19 protein-coding genes are annotated in these 18,169 nt (G+C 31.9%); 11 read left to right on the plus strand and 8 right to left on the minus strand.

Annotated features, from left to right (window positions below; genetic code table 11):
• The first annotated feature begins 134 nt into the window (after positions 1-134).
• Genes ACU4C5_RS06145 through ACU4C5_RS06155 form a run of 3 tightly spaced genes read left to right on the plus strand, consistent with a single transcriptional unit; the run spans position 135 to position 2,343 of the window.
• Entirely contained in the window at positions 135-749 is a 615-nt protein-coding gene (locus ACU4C5_RS06145; RefSeq protein WP_446846179.1) for a hypothetical protein, read from the plus strand.
• A 30-nt stretch (positions 750-779) separates the two neighbouring features.
• Positions 780-1,796 carry a S66 peptidase family protein gene (locus ACU4C5_RS06150; protein ID WP_446846180.1) on the plus strand — a complete coding sequence of 339 codons (1,017 nt, stop codon included), beginning with the start codon at positions 780-782 and terminating at the stop codon, positions 1,794-1,796.
• A gap of 4 nt (positions 1,797-1,800) precedes the next feature.
• Positions 1,801-2,343: a hypothetical protein gene (locus ACU4C5_RS06155; protein WP_446846181.1), complete on the plus strand. Its 543-nt coding sequence runs from the start codon at positions 1,801-1,803 to the stop codon at positions 2,341-2,343.
• Between the two features lie 166 nt (positions 2,344-2,509).
• Here ACU4C5_RS06155 and ACU4C5_RS06160 read toward each other — a convergent pair whose 3' ends face one another.
• Positions 2,510-4,420 carry a S9 family peptidase gene (locus ACU4C5_RS06160; protein WP_446846182.1) on the minus strand — a complete coding sequence of 637 codons (1,911 nt, stop codon included), beginning with the start codon at positions 4,418-4,420 and terminating at the stop codon, positions 2,510-2,512.
• 133 nt (positions 4,421-4,553) lie between these two features.
• Between ACU4C5_RS06160 and ACU4C5_RS06165 the strand changes: the two genes are divergently transcribed.
• Positions 4,554-4,913 carry a YraN family protein gene (locus ACU4C5_RS06165; protein WP_446846183.1) on the plus strand — a complete coding sequence of 120 codons (360 nt, stop codon included), beginning with the start codon at positions 4,554-4,556 and terminating at the stop codon, positions 4,911-4,913.
• A 3-nt stretch (positions 4,914-4,916) separates the two neighbouring features.
• Here the strand turns inward: ACU4C5_RS06165 and nadD are convergent, their stop codons facing one another.
• The 3 genes from nadD to ACU4C5_RS06180 are packed head-to-tail and all read right to left on the minus strand — an operon-like array spanning position 4,917 to position 6,931.
• Complete coding sequence (gene nadD / locus ACU4C5_RS06170) at positions 4,917-5,498, minus strand: nicotinate (nicotinamide) nucleotide adenylyltransferase (protein ID WP_446846184.1); 582 nt, start codon at positions 5,496-5,498, stop codon at positions 4,917-4,919.
• A gap of 3 nt (positions 5,499-5,501) precedes the next feature.
• Positions 5,502-6,074 (minus strand): guanylate kinase, encoded by a 573-nt coding sequence (gene gmk, locus ACU4C5_RS06175; protein WP_446846185.1) that lies wholly within the window; start codon positions 6,072-6,074, stop codon positions 5,502-5,504.
• On the minus strand, positions 6,074-6,931 hold the full coding sequence (locus tag ACU4C5_RS06180; protein WP_446846186.1) for a YicC/YloC family endoribonuclease: 858 nt from the start codon (positions 6,929-6,931) through the stop codon (positions 6,074-6,076). Before ACU4C5_RS06180 ends, gmk begins: the two co-directional genes overlap by 1 nt.
• A gap of 128 nt (positions 6,932-7,059) precedes the next feature.
• Between ACU4C5_RS06180 and ACU4C5_RS06185 the strand changes: the two genes are divergently transcribed.
• Positions 7,060-7,542, plus strand: coding sequence for an acyl-CoA thioesterase (locus ACU4C5_RS06185; RefSeq protein ID WP_446846187.1), 483 nt, complete (start codon positions 7,060-7,062; stop codon positions 7,540-7,542).
• On the opposite strand, the gene ACU4C5_RS06190 is transcribed toward ACU4C5_RS06185, so the two are convergent.
• Entirely contained in the window at positions 7,523-8,419 is an 897-nt protein-coding gene (locus tag ACU4C5_RS06190; RefSeq protein WP_446846188.1) for a DMT family transporter, read from the minus strand. The genes ACU4C5_RS06185 and ACU4C5_RS06190 overlap by 20 nt on opposite strands.
• Positions 8,412-8,765, minus strand: coding sequence for an arsenate reductase family protein (locus ACU4C5_RS06195; RefSeq protein ID WP_446846189.1), 354 nt, complete (start codon positions 8,763-8,765; stop codon positions 8,412-8,414). Before ACU4C5_RS06195 ends, ACU4C5_RS06190 begins: the two co-directional genes overlap by 8 nt.
• 71 nt (positions 8,766-8,836) lie before the next feature.
• Between ACU4C5_RS06195 and ACU4C5_RS06200 the strand changes: the two genes are divergently transcribed.
• Both ACU4C5_RS06200 and ACU4C5_RS06205 read left to right on the plus strand, forming a co-directional pair.
• Entirely contained in the window at positions 8,837-9,292 is a 456-nt protein-coding gene (locus ACU4C5_RS06200) for a DinB family protein (RefSeq protein WP_446846190.1), read from the plus strand.
• Between the two features lie 4 nt (positions 9,293-9,296).
• Complete coding sequence (locus ACU4C5_RS06205) at positions 9,297-10,544, plus strand: cation:proton antiporter (RefSeq protein WP_446846191.1); 1,248 nt, start codon at positions 9,297-9,299, stop codon at positions 10,542-10,544.
• Here ACU4C5_RS06205 and ACU4C5_RS06210 read toward each other — a convergent pair.
• The gene (locus ACU4C5_RS06210) at positions 10,534-11,244 is read right to left on the minus strand and encodes a PdaC/RsiV family protein (protein WP_446846192.1); all 711 of its coding nucleotides are present in this window, start codon (positions 11,242-11,244) and stop codon (positions 10,534-10,536) included. The two genes, ACU4C5_RS06205 and ACU4C5_RS06210, sit on opposite strands and share 11 nt — an antisense overlap.
• A 109-nt stretch (positions 11,245-11,353) precedes the next feature.
• On the opposite strand from ACU4C5_RS06210, the gene ACU4C5_RS06215 reads away from it, so the two are divergent.
• Positions 11,354-12,493 (plus strand): cystathionine gamma-synthase, encoded by a 1,140-nt coding sequence (locus ACU4C5_RS06215; RefSeq protein ID WP_446846193.1) that lies wholly within the window; start codon positions 11,354-11,356, stop codon positions 12,491-12,493.
• Positions 12,494-12,565: 72 nt separating this feature from the next.
• On the opposite strand, the gene ACU4C5_RS06220 is transcribed toward ACU4C5_RS06215, so the two are convergent.
• Entirely contained in the window at positions 12,566-13,354 is a 789-nt protein-coding gene (locus tag ACU4C5_RS06220; protein WP_446846194.1) for a THC0290_0291 family protein, read from the minus strand.
• Positions 13,355-13,582: 228 nt separating this feature from the next.
• Between ACU4C5_RS06220 and gdhA the strand changes: the two genes are divergently transcribed.
• The 3 genes from gdhA (at position 13,583) to recO (ending at position 18,162) form a co-directional block, all read left to right on the plus strand.
• Positions 13,583-14,926 carry an NADP-specific glutamate dehydrogenase gene (gdhA, locus tag ACU4C5_RS06225; protein WP_446846195.1) on the plus strand — a complete coding sequence of 448 codons (1,344 nt, stop codon included), beginning with the start codon at positions 13,583-13,585 and terminating at the stop codon, positions 14,924-14,926.
• Between the two features lie 128 nt (positions 14,927-15,054).
• Positions 15,055-17,433, plus strand: a complete 2,379-nt coding sequence (porZ, locus tag ACU4C5_RS06230; RefSeq protein WP_446846196.1) for a type IX secretion system anionic LPS delivery protein PorZ — start codon at positions 15,055-15,057, stop codon at positions 17,431-17,433.
• Positions 17,434-17,442: 9 nt separating this feature from the next.
• Positions 17,443-18,162: a DNA repair protein RecO gene (gene recO / locus ACU4C5_RS06235; protein WP_446846197.1), complete on the plus strand. Its 720-nt coding sequence runs from the start codon at positions 17,443-17,445 to the stop codon at positions 18,160-18,162.
• Positions 18,163-18,169: the final 7 nt, after the last annotated feature.

The raw sequence follows: 18,169 nt of genomic DNA on the forward strand, positions 1-18,169 counted from the left end.
GACCTTAGTTTTAAGCCACTCAACTGCGCTTGAGGGGATAAATATCATCAATTCCTTTATGGAGCTGCAAAAATAGGCATTTTGTAAAGGATTTAGAAAAAAAATGTACATTTACAAATAGCTTCATTTTTAGTATGAAAACATTTTTTTATAGTCTGGTATTCTGCGTCGTTTCATTAAACGCATTTAGTCAACAAAAAGTTGATGTAAAAAATGAGTCTTCTAATCCTATCATCTATTTAGATGGATTTTTAGGTTATGCAGGTGGCGAACCCAAAGGCCCAACAATTGGGAGTGTTTTAAATGTTCAGCATCACAATAATTTATTTTCATTTAGGTATTTACATCAAGAAGAATTAGATGTCGTGTTTGTGGTTGTAATTCCTACATTTCAATCTAAAATTAATGTAGATGAATTCTCATTACTTTACGGAAAACGTTTTATAAAAGACACATACTCTTTTAGTGCTTCGGTTGGGGTGTCGTTAAACGAATTGGTTTATAATTCATTGGATAACAATATGAATACAAGTACAAAGGAACAGTATATTGGTTTCCCTTTTGAAGTGAATATACGATTGTTTAAACGTAAAAAAGAGCGTATTCGTGTACTTTATGGTTTAATTCCAATTGGGAAGCCTACAAGTTTTGGTAGAAGTATAGGTTTAAAATTATACGGAAATATAGGACGTGTAAATTATGTGGGTTTAGGCATAAACACAAGTTTAGGATGGCATAAAAAGTATTAGTTTCTGACTTAAAAAAAGTACTTTTGTGTTATGTGTAAAAAAACGTTTCAACTTATCGTGCTGTTTGTCTTTATTTTCTTCGGAAAAACAGAACTTTCAGCTCAAGATTATTCAATTAAAACTTCAACAACATTGATACAACCACCGTACTTAAAAGCAGGAGATACTGTTGCTATTGTAGCGCCATCGGGTATTTTAAAAAACCGTAAAGGCGAAATTCAAGCGGCTGTAAATTTATTAGAAAGTTGGGGATTGCATACCGTAGTTGGTAAACATGTGTTTAGTGGCGATCACCATTTTGCAGGAACTGATGCCGAACGTTGTGAAGATATGCAATTGGCTATGGACGACCCAAAAATTAGTGCCATTTGGTGCGCAAGAGGTGGTTATGGTGCGGTTAGAATTTTAGATAGATTAAATTACGACGGACTTAAAAAAGACCCGAAATGGTTAATTGGTTATAGTGATATTACTGCGTTACATAGCGCATTTCATAATCAAGGATTTGAAACCATTCACGCTATAATGGGAGTGAGTGTAACTAAAGATTTAGCTCTAGATTCTCAAGCGGTTATTACTTTTAGAAAAGCGCTTTTTGGCAACGGTTTAAATTATAATTTACCGGCTTCAACATATAATCAAGTAGGGGACGTTACGGCACCTTTAGTTGGTGGAAATTTAACGATGTTACATACTATGTTAGGATCTGATACGAGTATTGATACTAACGGGAAGATTTTATTTATTGAAGAAATAGGCGAGTATAAATACCATGTAGATCGTATGTTGCAGAGTTTAAAACGTGCAGGATATTTTGAGCATTGCGCTGGTGTTTTAATTGGCGATATGACTAAAATGAAGAAAAATACTACGGCTTGGGGAACTTCAATAGAACAATTAATTTTAGATGTTTTAGCAGATTATAATGTTCCTGTAGCTTTTGGAATGCCTGCTGGACACGAAAAAGATAATCGTGCCATGATTTTAGGTCGCACTATTGAAATGAAAGTGAGTAAAGAAGGTTCAACTGTTATTTTTAAAGAGTAAGATAATGAAATTTGTATTAAAATTAGCCCTTGTAGCTGTGATGTTTAACAGTTGCGCACCCAATAGATATTTAATAAATGGAGACACTAAAACAGATCAAAAGTTTTTAGTTGATGAGATTAAAAAAGCAAAATCTAATAAAGAGATTTCTTCTAAAACACCATTAATTGTACTTGATGGGAAACCTTATAGATATGATTATGAGCTTAAAAATGAAACATTAACTCTTAATAAAAAAGATGTTGCATCTATAAAAGCTTTAAAGCAAGATGTTGGCGTTAGAATTTATGGGGATTTTGCTGAAGATGGTGTTTTGTTAGTTACTACAAAATCCCAAGAAGCTCCAAAGAAGGAATCTGATGAAAATGTGTTTGGAGATAAAAATATATTTGTCTTAATAGATGGGAAGGAATTTCCGCAAGAACGTTTATCTGAAATTAATCCAAATGATATAGATAAAATTACGGTTATAAAAGATGCAGAGGCTATAAAAAAATATACGTCAAAAGTATATGATGGTGTTATTCTTATTGAAATGAAAAAATAACTATTTGTCTTTTTAATGATGTTTAAAGATTGTGTTTTACTTAAAGAGTAAGATAGTTCTCAACTCCGCTCGAACGGACAGAGTAAAGTTTTAAAAAAAACCGCATAAAAAAAGTTCCAGAGTATAGTACTCTGGAACTTTTTTAGTTTTAAATCATTAATTCAATCTATAACGTATCGTCTAACCATTTAAAAAATTCATGTTGCCAAACTAAAGCATTCTGAGGTGATAATACCCAGTGATTTTCGTCTGGTAAGTATAATAGTTTGCTTTTAATTCCTTTTAATTGTGCTGCTTGAAAAGCACTTAAACCTTGCTCAATTGGCACACGGTAATCTTTTCCACCTTGTATGATAAAGATTGGCGTATTCCATTTATCAACAAAATTTACAGGGTTAAATTCGTTATAAGCTTTTTGTGTTTCAGTATTAGATTTATCCCAGTAGTTTCCACCAAAATCATGATTTACAAAAAATAATTCTTCGGTAGTTCCGTACATGGTTCGGGTATCAAAAACACCATCATGCGCAATAAAACTCTTAAAACGGTTATTGTGAATTCCTGCTAAATAAAATACAGAATACCCACCAAAACTCGCTCCAATAGCTCCTAAACGATCATTATCTACGTAATCTTCTTTTGAGATGTCATCAATTGCCGAAAGGTAATCGTCCATAACTTGTCCGCCCCAATCACCACTAATATCTTCATTCCATTTTACACCATGTCCTGGCATTCCACGACGATTAGGTGCTACAATAATGTAACCTTGTGAAGCCATAACTTGAAAATTCCAACGGTAAGAATAAAATTGAGATAAGGCAGATTGTGGTCCTCCTTGTGCATATAATAAGGTTGGATATTTTTTTGAAGCATCAAAATTAGGAGGTAAAATTACCCATACTAACATTTGTTTATTATCAGTAGTTGTTACGTAACGTTTTTCAACTTTAGGTAAATCTAAACTGTTGTATAACTCGGTATTTAAGTTAGTGATTTGCGTAAATGTTTTAGATTTTAAACTGAAAGAAAATAACTCACTCGCATGATTCATATCTGTTCTCGTTACTAAAAGTGTATTTTTCAATTCGGCAACAATTCCTCTTACATCAAAAGGTCCTTCAGATAATTGTTTTACAACTGGTGCAATACGTTTTCTTCCAGGGTGATTTACCACAAATAACTGAATAGTTCCATCTACAGGAGCTGTGAAAAAGATGTTTTTTCCGTCTTTACTCCATGTAAAACTATTTACTGTTCCGTCCCATTGTTGTGTTAAATTTTGGCGAGTACCATCTTTATCTAAAACAATAATATCGTTTTTATCAGCTTCATAACCTGGTGTTTTCATTTGTAACCAAGCCAAAGCGCCAGTTTTTCCAAATGCTGGATTAGTATCGTAACCTTTATTATCTTCGGTAACGTTTGCTGTAGTTTTAGTTTCTAAATCGTACTTATAAATATCTGTATTTGTACTTGTAGCGTATGCTTTACCTTTTAGTTTTTTACTTACGTAGTAAATGCTTTTGCTATCTGGCGACCAAATATAATCTTCATCACCACCAAACGGACGTTGAGGTGCGTAGTAAGGTTCGTTAGGCATAATATCTGTTGCCGCATCTTCAGTAGCATCAGTTTTTTGAAAAAACACATGATCGTAAGAGCCATCTTGCCAAGTATCCCAATGGCGATTATCTAAATCTGTAAATACATAAGCATCCGATTTTTCAAGATTTTTATAAATGTCTTTACTTTTTATGCTTTCTAATTGTACCGCTTTATGAAACAGTTTGTAGGTGCCATCAGGTGAGATGTTTTTATCTGTAACCGAAACGTCATCTTTTTTAATTTCAATAGCCGTTCCGCCATCAACTGGAATTTTGTAGTATTTACTATCGTAGCCGTTGGTTTCAATATTAGGAATGCTTACACGATACATAACGTGCTCACCATCTTTTGAAATTCCCATCACTCCCAAACGTTTTACGCCCCAAAGAGTTTCGGGGGTCATCTGCTGTTGTGCGTTAATTGATTGTCCTCCTATCACTAAACTTAAGATTAGAATTAATTTTTTCATGTGTTGAATTTTTATTGTACCCAAAGATACTAATAAGTCCGTTTTGGGATATTTTTTGACGTATTAAAGTTTTTATAATTGTTGAAAATTGACTAATTTATGAAAGATTTTTTGTTTTTAAATTGAAATTAGCATGGCACAACATAATGAACTTGGAGAAAAAGGAGAACAGTTGGCAGTAGATTTTCTACTAAAAAACGGCTATAAAATTATGAAGCGTAATTATCGTTTTGATAAAGCTGAGGTTGATATTATTGCCAAAAAAGAAGCTGTTTTAGCTATTGTAGAAGTTAAAACCCGATCGACAGTTAATTTTGGAAATCCGCAAGATTTTGTAAGTCAAAAGCAAATACAGCGTTTAGTAAAAGCGGTTGATGCTTATGTAATGAAAAATGATTTGGATGTTGAAATTCGCTTTGATATTATTGCGATTGTAAAAACCAACAATCAATTCCAAATAGAACATTTGGAAGATGCCTTTTATCACTTTTAAAGCTTACTGTTTGTAAAAATTCATTTCATCAATATATTCCCAAACATGTTGAGGTAGTAAGGGTTTTACGCTTTTTTCATCTTTTATAGATTTTCTTATAAATGTAGAAGAAAGCTCCATAATTGGTGCGCTTACATGATGAATTTTAGGGTGATTATCAAATTGAGTTTCAATGTTACCTTCAGATAAACGTGGATATACATAAATTTCGTAATCTTCTAAGATTTGCTCGTAGTTTTTCCACTTATGAAATCCTTTTAAATTGTCTTCTCCCATAATTAAGGCAAAATCATAACTAGGATGTTTTTCCTTTAAATGAATAAGTGTATTTATGGTGTAGTTGGGCTGCGGTAAGTTAAACTCAATATTACTAGGTTCTAATTTATCATAACCTTTTGTGGCACGATATACCATTTCTAATCGGTGGTGATTGTCTAGTAAAGTGCTTTTCTTTTTAAACGGACTGTGGGGCGTTACAACAAACCATATTTGATCTAAATCACTATGCTCAGCCATATGGTTTGCAATGGTTAAATGTCCAATATGTATAGGATTAAAGGTGCCAAAATACAATCCGATTTTCATGTTTTATTGTTTTATAAAGTTTGCAACTAACGTGTGAGCGTCTTGAAGTGCTGTTTCTAAGTTGTCGTTTATTACAATTTCGTCAAAAAGAGGGGCGGTTGCTAATTCTGCAGAAGCTTTTGCAATACGCATATTAATTTTGTCTTCGCTTTCTGTTTTACGTTTTTTTAAACGAATTTTAAGCTCATCAACACTTGGTGGTTTTACAAAAATAGCCAGTGTTTCTTCTGGGAATTTACGCTTTATGCGTAAACCTCCAGACACATCAATATCAAAAATAACGTGTTTTCCTTCAGCCCAAATACGTTCTACTTCAGTTTTTAAAGTTCCGTAAAAGTTATCACGATATACTTCTTCCCATTCTAGGAATTCGTCGTTTTTTATTTTGTTTTTAAACTCTTCAAAAGATAAAAAGTAATAGTCTTTTTTATCTTCTTCTTCCCCTCGTTTTTCACGAGATGTTGCAGAGATTGAAAATTCTAACCCTAAATCTTTTTGTTGTAATAAATGCCTGACAAGTGTGGTTTTACCTGACCCAGAAGGTGCCGAAAACACAATTAGTTTACCTTTAGCCATTATAAAACGTTTAGAAGTTGTTCTTTAATTTTTTCAAGCTCATCTTTCATTTGCACTACAAGTTTTTGCATTGGTGCATAGTTAGATTTTGATCCAATGGTATTGATTTCTCTTCCCATTTCTTGACTGATAAACCCTAATTTTTTTCCGTTAGAATCATCAGAATTTAAAGCTTTTGTAAAATAATCTAAGTGATTTTTTAGTCTTACTTTTTCTTCTGTAATATCAAATTTTTCAATGTAGAATACCAACTCTTGTTCAAAACGGTTTTCATCAACTTTTTCTTTTAATTCGGCAACACCTTTATGTAAACGTTCTCTTACGCCTTCAATACGTTCAGGATCCATTTCAATAACGGCATCAAGAAGTTTAGCAATGTTATCTACACGATCAACAAATTCCGACTCTAAGCTTTTTCCTTCATCAATACGGTATTGTAATATTTTTTCAATACTAGTATCTACAGCTTCAGCGATAAGCTCCCATTCATTTTCATCCATTTCTTCACGCTCTGTAGTGATCGCGTCTGGAAGACGAATAGCCATTTTTAATAACTCAACTTCATCACCATCAACTACGTTTTTAAGCTGTTTGATGTATTGATTTACAACCGTTTTATTGATTTGAGTAGATGTTTCTTCGCCAGTAATTTCCATATATAAAGAGAAATCTACCTTACCACGTTCTAATTTTGAAGCGATAAGTTTTCTAATGCTTAATTCCTTTTCTCTATAAATAGAAGGCATTCTTGCATTTAAATCTAAATTTTTACTGTTTAGAGATTTTATTTCTATAGAAATCTTTTTTGTAGGAAGCTGTAACACAGATTTTCCGTACCCTGTCATTGATTGTATCATTAACCTAAATTATAAAAGTTGCGCAAAGGTAGTGAAAATCATAGAGTAATAAAGGGTTAAAAATATCAATAACGATATTGGGTTTAACATTTTAAAAACGATAAATTTGTGATTCAAAATTTAAAAAGATGTATAAAAAACAATTTGAGATTAGATGGAGTGATGTTGATGCTAACCGTCATTTGGCAAATTCAGCTTATGTGAATTTTATGAGTCATACACGTGTGGCTTTCTTTGATGAATTTAATTTTTCGTTACAAACCTTATTAAAGCATAATGTGAGTCCGGTTATTTTTTACGAACATATCTTTTATTTTAAAGAAGCTTTTTTAGGGACTCCAATAACTGTAACTCTTGAAGTATCTGGACTTAGTGAAGATGGGATGTTTTTTAAAATAGAGCACAATTTTTATAATCATAAAGGTGAAAATTTAGCAAACTGCGAGGTTTTAGGAGCTTGGATAGATTTAAAATCAAGAGCTTTAAGTGGCTTACCAGTAGATTTACTAACTGTAATGGATGGTTTTCCGAAGACAAAAAACTTTAAAGTTCTTACTAAAGAAGATACTAGAAAGTTTGGGAAAAAGCCTGTTAATTTAACGGACCTTTAGTTTTTTTAGTCACAAGATATACGCCATAAAAAATAAACAACATGGCAATTATTTTAACAGGGCTCAAAGAATCTGACCCCATTATTAAAGCAAACATACCTGCAATTACAGGTTGCAGGTAAATAAATATACCTACCGTAGATGCTTTTAGTTTTCTTAAAGCTATGGGGTTAAAAAAGTAGGTTCCAAAAGTTGCCGCAATTGTTACATATAATACCGAAAATGTGGCATAAGGCGTGAAATTACCCCATTCTGTAGTTGCAAGGTCATTATATCCAAAGGGAAGCACCATAAAAAAGCCAAAGAGAAATAACCATTTTATAAATGTAAATGGATGGTATTTTTGCGATAGTTTTTTGATTAAAATAATGTAAATACTGTAAGAAATTACGTTAATAAACATAAATAAATTTCCTAAAGGGAGGTTGTCCCCAACGCGTGTAGATGTGGTTAAAAGTGTGAGTAAAATTCCTCCTATAAACCCAAATACGACTCCTGTTATTTTAGTTTTCGTTATTTTTTCATCTAAAAAAAACGACGATAAAATTAAAATAACAATAGGTGTAATGGTGGTAATCACCGAAGCGCTAATAGGTGTGGTGAGTTCTAATCCTTTTAAGAAAAAAAGCATATTTATGACGACTCCAAAAATGGCGGCTAAAAAAAAAGTAACATAATCTTTTTTATCAATTTTCTCTTTCGGAATAAAACAGCTTACCAACCAAAATAAAATAGCCGCACCACCAACTCTAAAAACGACAAGGCCAAACGAGCTTAAAAAGCCTTCGTTAATTACATTCTTTGCTATAGTATAATTGATGCCATATAATAATTGTACGGCAAACAAAGCGATTATAGCTATCGCTCTATTATTCATGTAAAGCTAATTTTGCTGCTTCTGTTACTTTAGCCGTATTTCCAATAAAAATAGTGTTATTATGTATCATAACTGGCCGTTTTAAAAACGTATAATGTTCTAAAATATAATTTTTGTAATCAGTCTCAGTAAGTGTTTGTTCTTTTAAATTCATCGATTTATAAAGTTGTGCGCGTTTACTAAATAAAGCTTCATAACTTCCTGCTAATATCTTCATTTCTTCTAATTGAGATTCTGTAATTGGCTCAGTTTTTATGTTTTGAAGAATAGCGCTTTCTGGTAAATTTAAAGTTTTTAAAATTTTAATGCAAGTGCTACAGCTTTTTAAGTAGTAAAATTTAGTCATAAGATCGATTTTAAGTTACAAAGAAAACGGATTTAAAAGTAAAATGAATACTTTTAAAGAAAATTTTAAGAATGACTTGGGAATTAGATATTACATTAAAAAATAGAGCGATTTTAAAAAACTTTATTGAAAATTTTTCATTGGAAGAATTGAACAAAGTACCGGCCGGATTTTCAAATAATATGATTTGGAATATTGCTCACGTTATTGTGACACAACAACTTTTGGTTTATAAATTGTCAGGATTACCTGCAAATGTTTCGGAAGAATTAATTGCAGAGTTTAGAAAAGGAACAAAAACAGAACGAGACTTAACTCAAGCAGAAGTTGATGATATTAAAGATTTGTTGTTTTCTACCGTAGGAAAATTAAAAGAAGATTATGCTAATAAAATTTTTAAAGACTACACGCCATACACGGTAAGTACAAAAAGTACCTTATCTAATGTAGAGGAGGCGATAGTGTTTAATAATTTTCACGAAGGTATTCACTTAGGGTATATTTTGGCTCTTAAAAAAATGATATAATATTATGGATTATTATGCAATTGCATCTATACTAATTGTAATAGCTGCTTTATTTGGGTATATAAATGTGCGCTTTTTAAAACTGCCAATTACTATTGGTTTAATGGTAATTACCCTAGCTTTTACTTTAGTGGTAGTTGCTGTGGCTCAGTTTGATGATACGTTACTTTTACAAGAAAAAGAGTTTATTTCTAATATAGATTTTAAAACAGTATTACTAGATGTGATGCTTAGTTTTTTACTATTTGCGGGTGCATTACACACTAATTTTAATCAGTTAAAAGTGCAACGACGTCCTGTTTTAGCATTTGCAACATTGGGAGTTTTAGTATCTACTTTTTTGGTAGGTATTTTAATGTATTACCTATTACTATTATTAGGATTAGATATCAGTTTTATATACTGTTTACTTTTTGGAGCTTTAATTTCTCCTACCGATCCTATTGCTGTTTTAGGGATTTTAAAAAAGGCAAAAGCACCAAAAATATTAGAAACCAAAATTGTAGGAGAGTCTTTATTTAATGATGGTGTAGGAGTTGTAGTGTTTTTAACTATTTTTTCTATTGCTGCGTCTCCAAATGCAGATATTAAAATTACAGATATTGCCGTACTTTTTGGACAAGAAGTTATAGGAGGAATTCTATTAGGTCTTATTTTAGGGTGGGTAGCTTACCGTATGCTAAAATCTATTGATAATTATGAAGTTGAAGTAATCATTACCATTGCCGCAGTAATGGGGGGAACTTTACTTGCACATCAATTGCATTTATCAGCGCCTTTGGCTATGGTAACTGCTGGATTAATTGTAGGGAATGATACCGTAAGAACTAACGCAATGTCTGATGTTACCGAAACTTACGTTGATAAATTTTGGGAACTTATAGATGTCTTGCTAAACACCGTTTTATTTGTAATGATTGGTATGGAAATGTTAGTACTTACTTTTAAAGGAAGTTACATTTTAGCAGGATTAATTGCAGTACCATTAGTATTAATGTGTCGTTACATCTCGCTATGGTTACCTATAAAATTTTATGCTAAGAAACTAGAATTTGTACCGCATACCAATTTAATAATGACTTGGGGAGGTTTACGAGGTGGAATCTCTATTGCATTAGCGCTAAGTTTAACACATGATATGCACAGAGATTTATTTCTGGTAATTACTTATATTATAGTTGTGTTTTCAATAATAGGTCAAGGGTTAACTGTTGAACCTATTATTAAAAAACTCACAAAAACTACAGATTAATTTTTAAATAGGAATTGGCGTCTTCATAAGGAATTGTAAACTCTGTAACTCCTTCTGAATACGCCGCAATTTCGTAAGTGTTATATAATATGATAACACCAGCTTCATTAAACCCTATAGATTCTGGTAACTGAAAATCTTTTCCAAAGAAATAATCAGCAGTATCATCTGTTTTAACTTCAGCTTTAAAATGGGTTTCAGCAAGTGCGCTAAATCCATCAAAATCATCAATAAGATCAGTCATGGCATATAATTTACCTGTTTCAGGATTGAAATTTAAAAAATCAATGCGGCTATTTCCATGTGCGCCACCAGTGTTCATATAACTACTCATACCAAAACAAATAAGCTCTGGAGTATCAAGAACTATTTCACCTTCAATATCGGCAATCCATTTTTGATCTTCATCTAGAAAATCGTTTTTAAAACGTGTATAATCAGCATTAAATTTCTCAACTGTAGCTTTAAAGGTTTCTGTTTTTATAGAATCATTAAAGTTTATTTGATTCGAAATATAAGCTTCAATCGTTTCGTTTATACGATTAGAAACCGTTTTATCTCCTGAAGTTTTAGGGTAAATAATAGAAATGTCTGCTTGCTCGTTTGTTATAATACTTTCTTCATTAAAGCTAAGAGTGACTTCTTTTTTACAGCTAAAAATAAGAAGAAATAGGCCAAATATAAGTGGGATTTTTTTCATGATTCAATCATTTTGTTAAACATTCATTAAAGGTATTATATACTTTTGAAACCTACCAATTAAAGATTAAATTTATTGTAATTATTATAGAACGCTAAAAAAAAAGAAGATGAAGTTTAATACAAAAGCCATTCATGGCGGTCAGGAAAATGATAAAGCTTATGGTGCTGTAATGCCACCAATATATCAAACTACAACTTATGCGCAAACCACTCCGGGTGGTCATAAAGGTTATGAATATTCTAGGTCTAAAAACCCTACACGTCATGCACTTGAACAAGCATTTGCGAGTATTGAAAATGGAACTTACGGACTTGCTTTTGGTTCTGGATTAGCAGCTATTGATGCCGTTTTGAAATTATTGAAACCAGGTGATGAAGTAATCTCTACTAATGATTTATATGGAGGGAGTTATCGTTTGTTTACAAGCATATTTATGAAATTTGGAATTAAATTCCATTTTGTAGGTATGAATGAGGCTTCAAATATTGAAAATTATATTAATAAGAACACAAAACTCATTTGGGTTGAAACACCAACCAACCCTATGATGAATATTATAGATATTAAGATTGCTGCAACTATAGCTAAAAAACACAATGTTTTATTGGCGGTTGATAACACTTTTGCAACACCTTACTTACAACAACCTTTAAATTTGGGTGCAGATATTATAATGCATTCAGCAACTAAGTATCTTGGAGGTCATAGTGATGTGGTTATGGGAGCTTTGGTAGTTAAAGACAAAGATTTAGCTGATCAGTTATATTTTATTCAGAATGCAAGTGGTGCTGTTTGTGGACCACAAGATAGCTTTTTGGTATTGAGAGGTATTAAAACACTTCATGTAAGAATGCAACGTCATTGTGAAAACGGTAAGGCTGTTGCCGAATATTTAGTGAAGCATCCTAAAATTGAAAAGGTGTATTGGCCAGGTCTTAAAAGTCATCCAAATCATGAGATTGCTAAAGCGCAAATGAAAGATTTTGGCGGTATGGTTTCTTTTACAACTAAAGGAAATAACTATGAAGAGGCGATAAAAATTGTTGAAAATCTTAAGGTTTTTACTTTAGCAGAATCATTAGGAGGTGTGGAGTCGTTAGCGGGACATCCAGCGAGTATGACGCATGCAAGTATTCCTAGAGAGGAACGCGAAAAAACAGGTGTTGTAGATTCTTTAATACGATTGAGTGTTGGGATTGAAGATGAAAGTGATTTAATAGCAGATTTAAAACAAGCTATAGGTTAGATATTTTAAAATTGAAAACAAAAAAAAGACCAAATTAATGTTTGGTCTTTTTTTTATATAATAAGGTTCAATTTAATCTATATAATAAATGTATCCTACATTTAACCACACCAACCAATCACTATTTCTATTGTAACTTAATTGATGATCTAAACCATCAATAGTATCACTAAAATAATATTGCCATCTTAAATCTAGCATTAAATCAGATACTACATCTAATTTATATCGTACACCAACACTTGATACTACAGACCAAGCACTTGAACTTTCTGCATTTACAGAACCTGGATCCCAAGCGCTGTAAAAATTATTAGCATTTAATACATTTTGGTCACCATAAGAGGTTTCTACCTTAGGGTTTGATGATGTAAAGTGAGCTCCTAAACTCACAAAAGGGGCAAAACGGTAGCTAAATGATTGAAAATCTCTAATGCTTAAAGGAAAATATTCAAGTTGCATCCCAATATCAAAATTTTCAGCAACACCAGTATGTGCTCTAAGTTTATCTGCATTTGCACTTGTTCTATCTGGTGCTACCCATTCTCCTGAATGTTCTAAATTAGTTTTGTTCCAAGAAATTTCAGAACGTAGTTTAAAGTGGTCATTAAAATACGTGTCGGTAGAGTAACAGTTACAATCAGCTCTATAAGAAAAGTTGATATAATGTACTAATCCAATACCAATTCCAGAGTTACCAAAGTTTGTACCTTCATCATTACGACTTCCAAAATCTGATCTAAATTGTACGGGACCAAAAATAGCACCAACTTCATGAGAAAATCCCAATTGAGAAAATCCAGATTGTACGCTTGCTAATAGCAAGAACAATAAAGGCAATTGTTTAAAATTAAGCGTCATAGGATTGTGTTAAGTTTAAGTGCTATAATGTCAACAAATATATAAAAAGTGATGCAAGAAACAAACTAATAGATTTTAAGGTAATCTTAACTTAATATTTAGTTTTTTTTAGAAAATGTTTACTCAGGTAAAAAATCATTGAGAATATAAAAAAAAATACGCTTAATTTTTATAGATAATGTATCTTTGTACTTTAAAACAACTTTATATTTTTAATATTTAGAACATATGAAAAATGAAATTGCAGCTTTTTTAGACCTAGTTAAAGAAAGAAACGGTCATGAGCCAGAGTTTTTGCAAGCTGTTGAAGAGGTAGCAGAAACACTTATTCCTTATATCTTAAAACATGATGTATACAAAGGGAAAAATCTTTTATTAAGAATGATTGAACCAGAAAGAACAATCTCTTTTAGAGTTTGTTGGGTTGATGATAGTGGAGAGATCCAGGTTAATAGAGGATATAGAATTCAAATGAATTCAGCAATCGGACCTTATAAAGGTGGTTTGCGTTTTCACCCTTCTGTAAATGCGAGTATCCTAAAGTTTTTAGCTTTTGAGCAAGTGTTCAAGAACAGTTTGACAACTTTACCTATGGGTGGAGGAAAAGGAGGAAGTGATTTTGATCCTAAAGGAAAAAGTGATAACGAGATTATGCGTTTTTGCCATTCTTTTATGAGTGAATTATTCCGTCATATTGGCCCACAAACAGATGTACCGGCTGGAGATATTGGAGTAGGAGGAAGAGAAATTGGATACCTATTTGGAATGTACAAAAAACTAAGAAACGAATTTACTGGTGTATTAACAGGTAAAGGAATGTCTTGGGGTGGATCATTAGTAAGACCAGAAGCTACAGGTTATGGTACCGTATATTTTGCAACAAGTATGTTGGAAACTAAAAAGGATAACTTAAAGGGCAAAACCGTTGTGGTTTCAGGTTCTGGAAATGTAGCGCAATATGCTACAGAGAAAGCAATTCAATTAGGTGCTAAAGTGATAACTATGTCTGATTCTTCAGGATATATTCATGACAAAGATGGTATTGATGCTGAGAAATTAGCGTACATCATGACACTTAAAAATGAAAAAAGAGGTCGTATTAGCGAATACTTAGAAGAGTATCCAAATGCTACATTTGTTAAAGGAAAAACACCTTGGAGTGTTAAATGTGATGTCGCTTTACCATGTGCTACGCAAAATGAACTTAACGGAGATGATGCTAAAATATTATTAAAAAACGGATGTATTTGTGTTAGTGAAGGTGCAAATATGCCATCTACAAAAGAGGCTGTTGAAGAATTCCATAAAGCAAAAATATTATTTGCTCCAGGAAAAGCCTCAAATGCTGGAGGTGTAGCAACTTCAGGATTAGAAATGACTCAAAACTCATTGAGATATAACTGGACAAGAGAAGAAGTTGATAATAAACTTAAAGACATTATGAAAAATATCCATAGTGCTTGTTTAGAGTATGGAGAAGATGAAGATGGTTATGTAGATTATGTAAAAGGTGCAAATATCGCAGGATTTGTTAAAGTAGCAGATGCTATGATGGCTCAAGGTGTTGTGTAATCAATAACCTTATATACTTAATTAAAAAGCCCTTGTTGTAAAAACAAGGGCTTTTTTATTTGCGATATTATATGATAATATATTATTTCTCGTTAGATATAAATATATTTGACATATAATTTATTAAGATGCAAAAACAGATTATTACTTTTATTATTATCTTATGTTCTTTTGTAGGGTATTCTCAAGATTATACAGCATTATGGAAAGATCATTTTTCTTATTTTGAGATAAAAGATGTAGTACAAGGTAATGGGCAAATTTATGCCGCATCAGAAAATGCAGTATTTAAGTACGATGTAGAGACTAATACAATTGAAACCATTACAACTGTAAATGGTTTGTCTGGTGAAACCATTACAACAATAACGTATAGTGAAACTTATAACTTATTGATGATTGGTTATGAAAACGGACTTATAGAGATTGTTTTTGATGATGGTGAAATGCTATCTGTAGTTGATATTTTAGAAAAAGAAACCGTGTCTCCAGCAAATAAAAATATTAATCATTTTTATGAACATGATGGTTTAGTTTATATTTCAACAGATTACGGGATTTCAGTTTATGATTTATTTGGTTTAGAGTTTGGTGATACCTATCTTATTGGAGCAGGAGGAAGTCAGATTGTTGTAAATCAAACTACTATTTATGGTGGTCAGATTTATGCAGCATGTAGCTCTTCAACAGGACTTAAAACCGCAGCAGTTTCTAATGCAAACCTTATTGATTATCAGCAATGGGATACTGTTCAAGGCGGTAACTTTATTGCTGCCCAAACAGTAGGAGATCAGTTGTATGTTATTAAATCAAATAGAGTATTATCTAGAGTAGAAAATAATGTGTTAACAGCGCTAAATACATTTTCTAGTTCGCTTTTAACCGTTAAAACTTCTTTTGAAAAACTGGTGATAACTACAGTAAATGATGTGTATGTTTATGACAGTGATTTCAATTTAGAAGGCGATATTTCGGTACCTAATAATAGTGAGTATGATACCAATTTCACGTCTGCTACTATAGAAGGTGATAATGTATATATTGGAAGTGAAACATTAGGGTTGTTAAAAACAGTTTTAACAGATGATACAGATTTTTCTGTAATACGACCAGAAGGTCCGTTAAAAAATAGTGCTTTTAAAATTAATGCAGCAAATAATGGGGTTTGGGTAAGTTACGGTGCTTATACGTATTCATATAATTCATATCCTCTTAATAGTTTTGGAATTAGCCGTTTAAATGAAGATACATGGAATAATATTCCTTTTAATAGTCTTTTAGGTGCTAGAAACTTAAATGAAATAATAATCAACCCTTTTAATGCTTTTCAAGTATATATTAGTTCTTTTAAGGACGGAATTTTAGAGTTAAACAATGAAGTTCCTGTAGAGTTATATGATAATACTAATAGTGGTTTAGAGTCTTTAATACTTGATGGGGATCCTAGTTTTGTAGGTATTAGAGTTAGTGGTTCTCAATTTGATAATAGTGGATTATTGTGGTCTATCACTAGTAAAGTGGATAGCCCTCTTAAGTCCTATGATCCAGCAAACGATCAGTGGCAATCTTATAGTTATAATGAGGTTATTGAAAATGGTGGTACAGATGAACAGGGTTTTAGCGATTTAGTTATAGATAACAACGGTACAAAATGGGTGGGTTGTTTTATAAATGGAGTTATTGGTTTTAATGAAAATGGCAATCAAATTAAAAAAATGGATGATTTAGCACTCCATAATATGCCTTCAGAAACCGTTAGAGCTCTAGCTGTAGATCAAAATAATCAACTTTGGATTGGTACCATAAAAGGATTAAGGGTACTTTATAATACATCTAATTATTTTGAAACTGTAACACCGTCGGTTAGCGAAATTGTAATTTTAGAAGATGGTATTCCTCAAGAATTATTGTCCAATCAATTTATAACAGATATAAAAGTAGATGGATCAAACAACAAATGGGTTGGTACATTAACCTCAGGTGTTTTTTATTTTTCACCAGACGGTCAACAAACTATATATCATTTTACAACCGATAATTCTCCATTACCGTCTGATGCTATTAGTGATATCTCTATTGATGATAGCGAAGGACGCGTGTATATTGCCACAGAAAAAGGGTTAGTCTCATTTTTAGCAGGAGGATCAAAAGCAGAAGACGAGCTAAAAGATGTTTACGTATATCCTAATCCTGTGCGCCCAGAGTATAATCTTTTAGGCGATAATGATTTAAATAATATTACTAAAGGAGTTAAAATAAAAGGACTTACCGAAAACGTAAATGTTAAGATTACAGATATTGAAGGAAACTTGGTTGCCGAAGCACAATCATCTATAAATTTAAGATCATCAAGTTCTAATTATAACTTTGCAATTGATGGAGGTACTGCTGTTTGGAATGGTAAAAATTTAGGAAATAATATTGTAGCTTCAGGTGTGTATTTAATTCTTATTTCAGACTTAGATACTTTTGAAACCAAAGTTTTAAAACTTTTAATTATAAGATAAAATGCTGCTATGTTATCTAAAACTAATGCCATTGTTTTATCAAAATTAAAATACAGAGATCACGATCTTATTGTAAAATGTTACACACAGCACCGTGGGGCAATAAGTTATTTGCTTAGAGGGGTTTTAAAAACTAGAAAAGGAAGCTCAAAAGCTGCTTATTTTCAACTATTATCTCAACTTCAAATAGAAGAGCATTATAAGCCTAATAGCTCACTTCAAAATATAAAAGAAGTAAAACTTAATCACGTATATTATAGTTTACATACCAATGTTTTAAAAAGCTCTATAGTAATGTTTCTTTCCGAAGTCTTATCAGGAGCACTAAAAGAAGAAGAACAAAATACCACGCTTTACGAGTATATTGAAACCGCATTATTATGGTTAGATGAAGAAGATTATTTCTCTAACTTTCACTTGTTATTTATGCTAAATCTTACCAAGCATTTGGGTTTTTATCCAGAAATGTTAAATGATAGCTCAGAGTATTTTAATTTAAGTACTGGCTTGTTTCAAGAGAACAGGATTGATGGTTATACCATTTCGGGTGAAAATTTAATCATATTAAAAGCGCTATTAGGCATAAAATTTGATGCATTAAATACTGTAAAACTAAACTCCAAACAGCGACAATCATTTTTAAATATGCTGTTGCGTTATTACGAATTGCACTTAGGTGATTTTAAAAAACCCAAGTCGTTACAAGTATTTAATCAGGTGTTTAGTTAAAAATCAA

It is taken from the genome of Lacinutrix undariae (assembly GCF_052934785.1).